The 11,272-nt window shown below is 70.9% G+C and carries 9 protein-coding genes; 5 read left to right on the top strand and 4 right to left on the bottom strand.

Annotated elements, in window-relative coordinates; translation table 11 throughout:
* Positions 1–716 precede the first annotated feature (716 nt).
* Positions 717–1,913, top strand: coding sequence for a Cmx/CmrA family chloramphenicol efflux MFS transporter (locus ABIA38_RS24975; protein ID WP_424641043.1), 1,197 nt, complete (start codon positions 717–719; stop codon positions 1,911–1,913).
* A 100-nt stretch (positions 1,914–2,013) separates the two neighbouring features.
* Here the strand turns inward: ABIA38_RS24975 and ABIA38_RS24970 are convergent, their stop codons facing one another.
* The 4 genes from ABIA38_RS24970 to ABIA38_RS24955 all read right to left on the bottom strand — a co-directional run bounded on the left by ABIA38_RS24970 (position 2,014) and on the right by ABIA38_RS24955 (position 6,889).
* A complete protein-coding gene (locus ABIA38_RS24970) occupies positions 2,014–3,768 on the bottom strand; it encodes an SDR family oxidoreductase (RefSeq protein WP_424641042.1) in 1,755 nt (584 codons plus the stop codon).
* A gap of 80 nt (positions 3,769–3,848) precedes the next feature.
* Positions 3,849–4,724, bottom strand: a complete 876-nt coding sequence (locus ABIA38_RS24965; protein ID WP_424641041.1) for a M24 family metallopeptidase — start codon at positions 4,722–4,724, stop codon at positions 3,849–3,851.
* A 57-nt stretch (positions 4,725–4,781) separates the two neighbouring features.
* Positions 4,782–5,816 (bottom strand): PDR/VanB family oxidoreductase, encoded by a 1,035-nt coding sequence (locus ABIA38_RS24960; protein ID WP_424641040.1) that lies wholly within the window; start codon positions 5,814–5,816, stop codon positions 4,782–4,784.
* A 119-nt stretch (positions 5,817–5,935) separates the two neighbouring features.
* Positions 5,936–6,889, bottom strand: coding sequence for a metal-dependent hydrolase (locus tag ABIA38_RS24955; protein ID WP_424641039.1), 954 nt, complete (start codon positions 6,887–6,889; stop codon positions 5,936–5,938).
* 271 nt (positions 6,890–7,160) lie between these two features.
* On the opposite strand from ABIA38_RS24955, the gene ABIA38_RS24950 reads away from it, so the two are divergent.
* The 4 genes from ABIA38_RS24950 to ABIA38_RS24935 all read left to right on the top strand — a co-directional run bounded on the left by ABIA38_RS24950 (position 7,161) and on the right by ABIA38_RS24935 (position 11,272).
* A complete protein-coding gene (locus ABIA38_RS24950) occupies positions 7,161–7,865 on the top strand; it encodes a TetR/AcrR family transcriptional regulator (RefSeq protein ID WP_424641038.1) in 705 nt (234 codons plus the stop codon).
* A gap of 214 nt (positions 7,866–8,079) precedes the next feature.
* Positions 8,080–9,021 carry an ABC transporter ATP-binding protein gene (locus ABIA38_RS24945; RefSeq protein WP_424641037.1) on the top strand — a complete coding sequence of 314 codons (942 nt, stop codon included), beginning with the start codon at positions 8,080–8,082 and terminating at the stop codon, positions 9,019–9,021.
* Positions 9,021–9,875: an ABC transporter permease gene (locus ABIA38_RS24940; RefSeq protein WP_424641036.1), complete on the top strand. Its 855-nt coding sequence runs from the start codon at positions 9,021–9,023 to the stop codon at positions 9,873–9,875. The genes ABIA38_RS24945 and ABIA38_RS24940 overlap by 1 nt, the downstream gene beginning before the upstream one ends.
* Before the next feature lie 152 nt (positions 9,876–10,027).
* Entirely contained in the window at positions 10,028–11,272 is a 1,245-nt protein-coding gene (locus tag ABIA38_RS24935) for a sensor histidine kinase (RefSeq protein ID WP_424641048.1), read from the top strand.

Below are 11,272 nucleotides of genomic sequence, written 5' to 3'. Positions count from 1 at the left end.
GGCAGTGACGGCCACGTAGTGGACGGGCAACAACGGATGCGGAGCACCAAGCAAAGACCCCGGCCCCGGAGGGGACGTGCAACGACGAGACGGTGACCGCCGTCACGACCCGGCCCCGCCGAACGGACCCAGGGCCAACCACGGCACCAGCCCCACACCACGACGCCCAACCCGCCAACCGCCCCCGACCGCGAGCCGGCAAAGCCGACCCGGGCAGCAACGGCCACATAGCGGACGAGTTCCGATTGGCGAGCACCTGCGCCTGATGCGGCAGCATCATGCACGACACGATCGGACTCCGATGCCCGCGCTGACTATCGCGCCAGGCAGGCCGGGCAAAGGGGTGGAGAGGTGATTGCCGCGCCTGATACCGTCGGCAGCGTGTCCAGCCCCGAATCCGACAGATGACGGCCGCCGGTAGTCCGGTGGCCGACCCTTTCCTGTCGACGAGCTGAACCCGCCGCGCCGCCCGAATGGGCTGCGGATGCGGGTTCGGGTGTGCTTGGGCATGTTGGCATGTTCGCCACCGACGTAAGCACGTCCCTCGCGTGACCACATCATGACGTCACATCGCGTCGCATTACCTAGCGTCACGTCACGTCACGTCACGTCATGTCTGGTCACATCGTGTCTGGTCACGGACGTCACCGGCTTCGCGAAATCCTCCCCCTCCCAATCATTCGGTCGGGTCCAACTGACGTTCATGGGGTTTCGTCATGCCAATTGCCGTGTATGTGCTCGGGCTTGCGGTCTTTGCCCAGGGCACCTCGGAGTTCATGCTGTCCGGCCTGCTTTCGGGCATCGCCGATGACCTGCACGTATCCATTCCCACCGCCGGGTTGCTGACCTCGGCGTTTGCGATCGGGATGGTGGTGGGCGCGCCGGCGATGGCGTTGCTGAGCCGCAATCGGTCGCGTCGGCGTGCGCTGTTGTTCTTTCTGGGTGTGTTCATCGCGATCCATGTGGTGGGCGCGCTGACCCCGAACTACGCCGTATTGCTGGCGACTCGGGTGGTCGGCGCGCTCGCCAATGCCGGCTTCTGGGCGGTCGCCCTGGCCACCGCTACCGACCTGGCCGGCCCGGAACGGCGGGCCCGGGCCACATCGGTGGTGGTCGGTGGGGTCACCCTCGCGTGTGTGGCGGGTGTCCCCGCCGGCGCACTGCTCGGTACCTGGTGGGGGTGGCGGGCCGCGTTCTGGGCGGTGGCGCTGATCTCCGTACCGGCCGTCGTCGCCATCGCCCGTACCATCCCGAACCGCCGACCGGAAACGGGCGATCCGGTGAGCACACGTGACGAACTCCGCGCCCTGGCCACGCCGTTCCTCCTGCCGGCACTGCTCCTGTGCACACTCGTCCAGGGGGCGACCTTCTGCTCCTTCTCCTACCTCGAACCGGTCGTCACCGAGGTCGCCGGACTCGGCTCGCGGTGGGTGCCGGTTACGCTCGCGCTCTTCGGGGCGGGCTCGTTCGTCGGGGTCACCATCGTGGGCCGGATCGTCGACGCGCGCCCGACCTTGGTGATCCTGCTCGGGATGACGGCCCTCGCCGTCGGCTGGACCGCCTTCGCGTGCGCGGCGGCCCACCCGGTCCTGGCCATCACCCTCGTACCAATCATGGGCATGTTGTCCTTCGGCACCGGAACGGCGTTGATCGGCCGAGTACTTCGCTTTGCCCCCGCTTCCTCCACCCTGGCCGGCGCATCCGCCACGGCGGCCTTCAACGTAGGCGCCGCCGTCGGCCCCTGGGTGGGTGGCGCAGCAATCAACACCAACCTGGCCTACCGCGCCCCCCTATGGGTAAGCGCCACCCTGATGCTGACGGCTCTGACAGTAGCCATCCTGACTCACCGCACCCAACCATCCACCGACGCACCATCACACAACGAACCAAGCTCCAGCCCGGCCGGCGCTTGAGGCCACTCGGCCGGAGGCCGTCCAGTGTCGCCACCACGCCGGCCGGGCCGGAACTCTCAGCCCGGCCGGCGCTTGAGGCCGAAAGCGGCCACGTGCCCCGTCACCCCACCCCCGCCCGCGCCAGCACCCGCATGGCGCCCGGCGAGAGGCGGCTCATCCACCACCCCACCCGCGCCTCCGGCGTGACCGGCACCACCGCCCGACCCCGTCGGATCGCCCGGACGATCTGGTCGGCCACCTTCTCCGGCGGGTAGTTGCGACGCGCGTACAGGTTCGAGAAGCGTTCTCGGCGGGCGGACTGTTCGACCTCGCTCACCCCGGAGAAGGTCGTGGTACGCGTGATTCCGGTGTTCACGATGCCCGGGCAGATCGTGCTCACCCGCACCCCCGACCCGGCCAACTCCGCCCGCAGGCAGTCGGACAACATCGCCACCGCCGCCTTGCTCGTCGCGTAGGCCGCCAACATCTTGGCCGGCGTGTAGGCCGCCGCCGACGCCAGGTTGACGATGTGGCCACCCTCGCCGCGCTCCGCCAACAACTGCCCGAAGGCCCGGCAGCCGTGGATGACCCCCCACAGGTTGACGTCCAGCACCCGCTTCCACTCGGCGTTCGTCGTGGCCAGGAACGTCCCGGAGTGCCCGACGCCCGCGTTGTTGACCACGATGTCCGGCACACCGTGATCCCGCGCCACCTCTGCGGCGAATGCGTCCATCGCCGCACCGTCGGCCACATCCACGCGATACGCGTGCGCCGAACGCCCGTACAGCCGGGCCAGTTCGGCCGTCCGCGCAGCCGCCCGCAGGTCGATGTCGCACACCACGACGTCCGCCCCCTGCTCGGCGAACGCCACCGCCGTGGCCCGCCCGATCCCACCGCCCGCCCCGGTGACCACCGCCAACCGGCCCACGAACGGGTCCCGCCCGACCGGGCGTTCGCGATGCCGAGCCGCCTCGAGGGAGGGCGTCGACGCGCGGTGCTCGACGTACCCGACGAACTCGCGAGTCATCCGCGCCACCGTTTCACCCTTCTCCAGGAGCGCCGACCAGTGCCCGGCCGCGATGCTCCGCCGCCACAACCGAGGCGCCCACCGCTCCAGTCCCTCGGACAACGCGGCGCCGACATAGGGATCGTCGGTGAGCGTGATCAGTTGCACCGGTACGGTCGTCTCCCGTCGCCCCGGCAGCAACATCCGAGGCAGCATGTTGGCCCGATACAGCCCGATCCCGCGTACCGCGTCGTCGGCGAGCGTCGGCTGCGGGTGGCCCGCCCTCGGCTGGATCCCCTCGGCCCGCGCCAACACCCGCCCCCACCGCCCGGCCAGCCCCAGCCGCCAGGTCGCCGGCGCGAGCACCGGCAGGTGGAACACCGTGATGTACCACGACCGCACGGACTGGGCCGCCAACTGCCGCAGATGCCGGGGCGTCGGCCGAGCGAATCGACTCCGCGCCCAATGCCCGACGTGGTCCAGACACGGCCCCGAGATCGAGGTATACGACGCGATCCGCCGTGGCGCGGCCCGATCCGTGACCGCCTCCCACGCCTGGATCGACCCCCAGTCGTGCGCGAGCACATGCGCCGGCCGATCCGGGCTCACCGCGTCCAGGACCGCGAACAGATCGGCGGCCAACTGCTCCAGCCGATACCCGTACCGATTCCCCGGCGCCCCGGAAGCCCCGGCCCCGCGCACGTCGTAGCGCACCACCCGGTGATCGCGAGCCAACTCCGCCGCCACGTCGTCCCACACGTGATGCGTATCCGGATACCCGTGTACCAGAAGCACCAACGGCCCGTCCACCGCCCCCTGTTCGTACACCGCGAGGGCAACCCCGCCGGAGACCACCGTCCGGGTACGCACCCCGCCGAGCACAGCAGAAGTAGAAGTAGAAGTAGGAGCAGCCGAAGCCGAAGCCGAACCGGAAGCGGAAACAGCCGCCGTCATCGCGCCCCCGCCTCCCGCACCCGACGCACGTGCGGCAGGTCCTCGTCCAGCCAGAACGCGTCGTCGTCCGTCACCACCAGCAACTCCTCGAACTTGGCCCCCACTTGCCGCAACGCGATATGTGGTTCCACCGCCCACAACCCCGGCGTCGGCGGATGCGCGGAGGCCCGTCCGTCCGCCCACAGCGGCGAACGTCCGTGCAGCCGCTCGCCGATCAGCTCCCGCCCGAGCGTGCGCAACGTCCGTACGCCGAACCCGAACACGTTCACCCCCACCGGCCGACGCAACGTCACCCGGGTGACCCGATGTCCGATCACCCGCCCGGGATACACCCGATGCCGGTTGTCGTAGCCCTGTTCGAGGATCAACGCGTCGACCGCGCGATACACCTCGTCCAGCGTCCTGCGCTCGCGCACCTCGCGCAGGATCAGGTCGCGATGCACGTCCAGATCGGCCACGATCCGATCCCACACCGCGTTCTCCCCGACCTTGCCCGCATAGCCGATGTCGGCGGTGTACCCGTCCACGATCGGCGCGCAGTCCAGGACGTACGGCATGCCCTCGGTGAGCACCCGGCTCGTGGCGAAGAACTGAAGCGGCGTGTGGAAGTTGCGGAACGCGGTCCGGTCGCCGAACCACGCGAACGGGATGTGGAAGAAGTCCTGCACCCCCTCCGCCACCAGCTCCCGGCGCAACCGCGCCACCGTCTGACGTTCCGTCACACCCGGTTCGATCCAGCCCGCGACGCGCTCCGCGCACCGGTAGGCCAACTGCTGCACCTCGCGGAACCGATCCAGGTCGGCCTCGTCGTACTCGAACGCCGGGATCCCTCGCGGCGCTCGCACCGCCGATACCGGTAGCCGTGTGCTCATGAACTCCGCCTTCGTGAGGGTGAGTGAGGATGAGTGAGGGTGAGTCGGGGGGTCCGATCACAGATCCAGTTCGAGCCGCGTGCCCTCGGCGGCCCGCGATACACACACCAACATCGCGCCGGCCGCCCGCTCGTCGGCGGTCAGCCGCAGATCACGATGCTCGACCTCGCCCGCCAAGACCTTGACCCGGCACACTCCGCAGAACCCCTGCCGACACGAATAGGCGGTGTCGGGCCGGGCGTCCCGCAGCACATCGAGCGCCGGCCGATCGGCGGGCACGGCCAGGTCGAGCCCACTGCGCCGCAGCCGCAGCCCGAACGCTCGCCCGTCGACCACCGGCGCGGGCGCGAACCGCTCGAAGTGCAGCCCACGGGCCGGACTCGGGTCCAGCGCCGCCCGCACCCCGGCCAGCATCGGCGCCGGCCCACAGCAGTACACGGTGCCGCCGGCGGGCGCGTGACGCAACAACTCGGCGCAGTCGGGCGGCCCTTCCTCGTCGTCCGCGCGCACCGTGAACCGCCCGCCCCTGGTGCCGAGTTCGGCCAGTTCGTCCCCGAACGGCAGCGACGCCCGGGTACGCCCGAGGTGGATCAGCCGCCAATCCAGGCCGAGCCGCGCCGCCTGCCGGACCATCGGCAGGATCGGGGTGATCCCGATCCCGCCGGCCAGGAACAGTACGGCCGGCTCGGCGGCGAACGGAAACGCGTTGCGCGGCCCGGCCGTCCGCAGCGTAGTGCCCACCGGCAGCGCGTCGTGGATCTCCACCGATCCGCCGCCGCCCGCGGCCAACCGACGAATCGCGATCCGGTAGGTGTACCGGTCCGTCGGATCGCCGCACAGCGAGTAGTGCCGCTGCCGACCGGACGGCAGCACAACGAGCAGATGCGCCCCGGGCTGCCAGCCCGGCAACCGCCCACCGGCCGGCGCGGTCAGCCGCAGCGACACCACGTCCTCGGCTTCGACGACCCGCTCCCGGACCACGAGTTCGAGCAACCCGGCCTGCCCACCGGCCGGGCCGGACCGCCCCCGCCGCCGCGCCCGAAGCGTGACCGCCTCCGCATGCACTCGCCCGAGCACGGTCAACGCACGCATCAGGCGATCGTCCCGCGCCCGCCCGTACAGATCCGCCGGCGGAAGAAGCCCACCAGCCGCAGCCGCCGAGCTGGAAGCTCCAACTTCAGCCCCAACCCCAGCCCCCTCCCCAACCCCGCTCACCGAGCCGCCGCCCGCGCCGCCGGCGAACACGCCAGATACGCCACCGCCTGCCTCGTCGACCCCTCCTGCGTCGGGTGATACCGAGGCTTGACGTACCGCGCCGCCGATCGAGCCGCCCCGGTCAACCCGGGCAACAGCCCCCGCCGCGACGCCTGTACGTACTCCCGCCACGTCGGCCGTGCCGCCTCGCCGAGTTCCGGGTCGGCCCGCATCAGGAAGCGCACGCCGCGCACCCACAACCACGTCAACACCGGCCCGGTGACCACCATCGTGCGCATCCGGCGCCCATAGCTCGGGTCCAGGTGCACCAGCAAGTCGTAGGCCACACTGCGGTGTTCGACCTCCTCCGCGCCATGCCAGCGGAGCAGGTCGAGCATCACCGGATCCACCCCGGCCCGGTCCAGACCGCCCGCGTTGAGCACCCAGTCGCCGAGGAACGCGGTGAAGTGCTCGACCGCGGCGATGATCCCGACCCGTTCGATCAGGTGCTCGCGCCCGGCCGCGCCGGACAGGTCGTCGCGTCCGGCGAGTACGCGGTGGAAGAGCCACTCCACGTGGCGCACGAACGGCGCCGGGTCCAGGCCCTTGGCCAACAGCAGGTCCAGCACGCCCTGGTGCGCCTCCGCGTGTACGGACTCCTGGCCGATGAAGCCGATCACGTCCTCGCGCAGCCGCTCGTCGGTGATCAGCGGCAGCGCCTCCTGGAAGGTGCGGACGAACCACCGCTCGCCCTCGGGGAGCAGCAGGTGCAGCACATTCATGGTGTGCGTGGCCATCGGCTCGTCGGGTACCCAGTGCATCGGCAGGCGCGACCAGTCGAACCGCACGTCGCGCGGGTTGAGCGCCAGGTCGCGGTGTTCGTCGGTGCGAACGGCCGGGCCCTTGGCGAGAGTTGGGGTCGAGCGCCGGGCTATCCGGGGGACCGGGGCGGCGGGTGGAGCCGAGGACATGGAGATGCTCCTTCAGCGGAGACGACTCTTGTTACCTCACAGTAGGGAGTGTTGAATAAAAGTCAATACTTCGAAACGCACGCCGCCGGCGAGGACCCCGAGAGGCCGGCGCCGATAGTCTGGCCGGGCACCCACCTGCCGCACCCACCCGCCGCACCCACCCGCCGCACCCACCGCCGCAGCCACCCGCCGCACCACCTGCCCGCCTCGCCGCATCCGCCCGCCGCGGCCGAGATCCGGACGCAGACCCAGACCGAGACCAGGCGCCGTTTTGAAGAATAGTCAACAAGCCCGTACCAAGGGCCCCCGAACCGGGGCCGACTCCGAACGTTCCCAGGCCCGCCGGGCCGAACTCGTGGCCATCGGGCGCCAGTTGTTCGCAAACACCTCCTACGACGCGCTTTCCGTGGACGAGATCGCCGCCCGGGCCAACGTCGCCAAGGGCCTGCTCTACTACTACTTCCGGAACAAGCGCGGCTACTACGTCGCGGTGATCGAGGACTCCGTCGCCGACCTGATCGCCCGCGCCCGCAGCGACCCGGACCAGCCCGCCACGGACCGGCTGCGCAACGTGCTCGACGGCTACCTGCGCTTCGCCCAGGGCAACGAGGCCGCCTACCGGACCGTGGTCAGCGGCGGCGTCGGCTTCGACACCGACGTACTCACCATCCGCGAACGGGTTCGCGAGGAGATGCTGGCCTCGCTCGCCGAGGGCGCCTACGGCCGTACCGACCTGTCGCCGATCGCCCGCGCCGCGCTGATCGGCTGGTTGTACTGCGTCGAGGGGGTCACCCTGGACTGGCTCGCCGGCGGCCGGCTACACCGCGAAGAGGTCCACCACCTGCTGGTGCTGATGCTCCTGGACACGTTCGTCACGATCGCCCGCCTGGACCCGGTCTGGCAACCACCGGAGGCCGCCCTCGCGTTGCATGCCGCCGCGACCGGCCTGCCGCGGTCGAGCGGACATCCGGAGTAGCGGCGGAGTACAGCGGCGGAGTACAACAGCCCGCGCCGGGTCATCCCAGGGAGGTATCCGCTCACCCTCGGGACGCAAAAAGCGACCCACCCAGGTTCGCCCGCACGGCGATCGTCACCGACCGGCCGACTCCCTAGCGTTGAGGGCATACCGGGCACCCGCCCGGCGGCCCCTCCCACCGAGGGGCCGACCAGCCACGGAGACGGCAACAGCGATGATCACAGCCGACGCACTGACCAAACGTTACGGCCCCAAGACCGCCGTGCAGGGCCTGACCTTCACCGTCCGCCCCGGCCTGGTCACCGGCTTCCTGGGCCCCAACGGCGCCGGCAAGTCCACCACCATGCGGATGATCCTGGGCCTGGACCACCCCACCTCCGGCACCGTCACCGTCAACGGCCGCCGCTACGCCGACCACCCCGCGCCATTGCACGAGGTCGGCGCACTGATCGAGGCCAAGGCGGTACACACCGGCCGCTCGGCGTACCACCACCTGCTGTCCATGGCGGCCACCACCGGCATCCCCACCCGCCGGGTGCGCGAGGTGATCGAGATGGTCGGTCTGGACGAGGTGGCCCGCAAGCGGGTCGGCGGCTTCTCGCTCGGCATGGGCCAGCGGCTCGGAATCGCCACCGCGCTGCTCGGCGACCCGGCGACACTGGTCCTGGACGAGCCGGTCAACGGGCTCGACCCGGAGGGGGTGTTGTGGATCCGTACCCTGCTCAAGTCCCTTGCCGCCGAGGGCCGTACGGTCTTCCTGTCCTCGCACCTGATGAGCGAGATGGCGCTCACCGCCGAGCATCTGATCGTGGTCGGCCGAGGCCGGCTGATCGCGGACACCTCGGTCGCGGACTTCATCGACAACGCCGTACCCAAGCAGGTCCGGGTCCGTACGCCCGACGCCGACCGGCTGCGCGGGCTGCTCCTCGGCCCCGAGGTGCGGGTCGCCGGGCACGAGCGTGACGTGCTGGAGGTGACCGGGGTGTCCAGCGACGACATCGGCCGGATCGCCTCGGCGCACGGGATCACCCTGTTCGAGCTGGTCCCGCAACAGGCTTCCCTGGAGGAGGCGTTCATGGAATCGACCCGGGACGCGGTCGAGTATCGAGTGACCGGGTCGACAGAGGCCATCAACGAGAACGGACGGGCCGCCTGATGTCCACCGCAACCACCACGGCCGGCCCGGCCGGCCCGGCCGCCCCCGTCTTCGTCTCGCCCGCCGCCGGGCGCGGCAAGGTCACCTTCGCCCGTGTCCTACACGCCGAATGGATCAAACTGCGCAGCCTGCGCTCGACGCTCTGGGTGCTCGCCGCCGCGGTCTTCGTGGTGATCGCGCTGGGTCTGCTGGCCACCTCGCGCACCGGGGCCCACTGGCCGAACATGAGCGCCGACGACAAGGAGAGATTCTCCGCCCCGAACACGAGCCTGGCCGGGTTCTACCTGGCCCAGCTGGCCATCGGCGTGCTCGGCGTCCTGGTGATCACCGGGGAATACGCCACCGGCTCGATCCGGGCCACGATCTCCGCCGTACCGCACCGACTGCCCGTGCTCTGGGCCAAGACCCTCGTGTTCGGCGCGGTCACCTTCGTACTGATGCTGGCCACGTGCCTGATCGCGTTCCTGTCCGGTCAGGCGGTGCTGAGCCCGGAACACGGCGGCGTCTCGCTCGGCGATCCGGGCGTGCCACGCGTGGTGATCGGGGTGATCGTCTACCTCACCCTCACCGGCATCCTGGCGGTCGGGATCGGCGCGATCGTACGCAACGCGGCGGGCGGCATCGCGATCGTATTCGGCCTGCTGCTCGTGCTGCCCCAGGTGGCGAGCGCGTTGCCCGTCGACTGGCAGCACCACATCGTCAAGTACCTGCCGAGCGAGGCCGGTCAGGCGATCACCCGCTGGCATCTGTCGGAGCACGCGCTGTCCCCGGGCGCGGGCATCACCGTGTTCGCGCTGTACGCCGCGGCGACTCTTGCGGTGGCGGCGGTGCTGCTCCGGCGGCGCGACGCGTGAGCACGGAACGGCTGGGCATGGAACGGCTGGGCATGGAACGGCCGGGCATGGAACGGCCGGGCACGGAACGGCCGGGCATGGAACGGCTTGCCACGCAACGACTGGGCACGGAACGTGTGCGTACGGCGCGCGTCGGACCGGCAGGCGTCAGGATGGGACGCGTGAGCAAGCTGGTACGAGTACAAGTACGACCACGACCACGACCACGGTTCGGCGGCGGGCGCGCGCTCGCCGCCGTACCGGCACGTCTGGTGGCGTTCGTCCGCCGCCATCCCACCGGAGCCGACACCGTGTTCGCGGTGTTCCTGCTGCTGTTCCTGGAGGCGCCGAATCTGCTCCGGGGGTCGTCCTGGGCGCTGTTGGGCGCCGCACTGACGCTACCGCTCGCGCTGCGCCGGCGGGCCCCGAGCGTGGTGTTCACGGTGCTGTCGGTGCTGGCCTTCGTGCAGTGGTTGGCCGAGCTGCGCACCGGCGGGGACATGAGCCTGCTGGTCGCGCTGTACACCGTCGCCGCGCACTGCGATCGCCGTCGTACCCTGTGCGCCTTCGCGGTGATCGAAGTCGGCGTGATGCTGGTCACCTTGCACTGGGCCGGCGACCACGTCCACATCGGCGCCTTCGTCCCGCTGACCGCGATGGCCCTGACCGCGGCCGTGCTCGGCGCCAACCTGCGTACCCGGCGGCGTTACCTGCTTGCCCTGGAGGAGCGCGCGAAGCGCCTGGAACGCGACCAGGAGCAGCAGGCGCAGCTCGCGGTGGAGGCCGAACGCTCGCGGATCGCCCGGGAGATGCACGACATCGTCACGCACAACCTGTCGGTGATGGTCGCGCTTGCCGACGCCGCCACGATGACCGTGCACAGCACGCCGGAGCGGTCCGCCGCCGCGATGGAACAGGTCTCCGGTACGGGCCGGCAGGCGCTCACCGAGATGCGCCGCTTCCTGGGTGTCCTGCGCGAGGACGAACCGGATGCGGCCCGGCACCCGCAACCGGATCTGGCCCGGCTCGGCGCGCTGGCCGAACAGGTGCGCGCGGCGGGCCTGCCGACCGCGCTCACCATCGAGGGCGACACCCATCAGGTGCCGGCGGGCGCCCAGTTGGCCGTCTACCGGCTCGCCCAGGAGGCGCTGACCAACACCCTCAAGCACGCCCAGCCCGGTGCGAATGCCCGGATCCGGGTCCGCAGTTCGGCCGAGCGGCTGGAGCTGAGCGTGATCGACGACGGCCATCCGCGCGGGCCCGTACCGGGAGAGCCGCACCCCGGCGGGGGCAGCGGGATCGCCGGCATGCGGGAACGGGCCGCCGTCTACGGTGGCAGTGTGGACGCCGGGCCGCTGCCCGGCGCGGGCTGGCAGGTGTCGGCCGTGTTGTACCTGACCGACCCGGGAGGATCCTGA

The sequence above is a fragment of the Embleya sp. AB8 genome (assembly GCF_049739465.1).
Lineage (GTDB): Bacteria > Actinomycetota > Actinomycetes > Streptomycetales > Streptomycetaceae > Embleya.
The sequence above is the reverse complement of the archived record's forward strand: the minus strand, read 5'-3'. Positions and strand labels throughout refer to the sequence as shown.

Excerpts from the sequence above, each read along its gene's own strand:
- ABIA38_RS24940 (WP_424641036.1), top strand. The coding sequence starts at position 9,021 with ATGTCCACCGCAACCACCACGGCCGGCCCGGCCGGCCCGGCCGCCCCC.
- ABIA38_RS24945 (WP_424641037.1), top strand. The coding sequence starts at position 8,080 with ATGATCACAGCCGACGCACTGACCAAACGTTACGGCCCCAAGACCGCC.
- ABIA38_RS24935 (WP_424641048.1), top strand. The coding sequence starts at position 10,028 with ATGGGACGCGTGAGCAAGCTGGTACGAGTACAAGTACGACCACGACCA.
- ABIA38_RS24965 (WP_424641041.1), bottom strand. The coding sequence starts at position 4,724 with ATGAGCACACGGCTACCGGTATCGGCGGTGCGAGCGCCGCGAGGGATC.
- ABIA38_RS24975 (WP_424641043.1), top strand. The coding sequence starts at position 717 with ATGCCAATTGCCGTGTATGTGCTCGGGCTTGCGGTCTTTGCCCAGGGC.
- ABIA38_RS24955 (WP_424641039.1), bottom strand. The coding sequence starts at position 6,889 with ATGTCCTCGGCTCCACCCGCCGCCCCGGTCCCCCGGATAGCCCGGCGC.
- ABIA38_RS24960 (WP_424641040.1), bottom strand. The coding sequence starts at position 5,816 with ATGCGTGCGTTGACCGTGCTCGGGCGAGTGCATGCGGAGGCGGTCACG.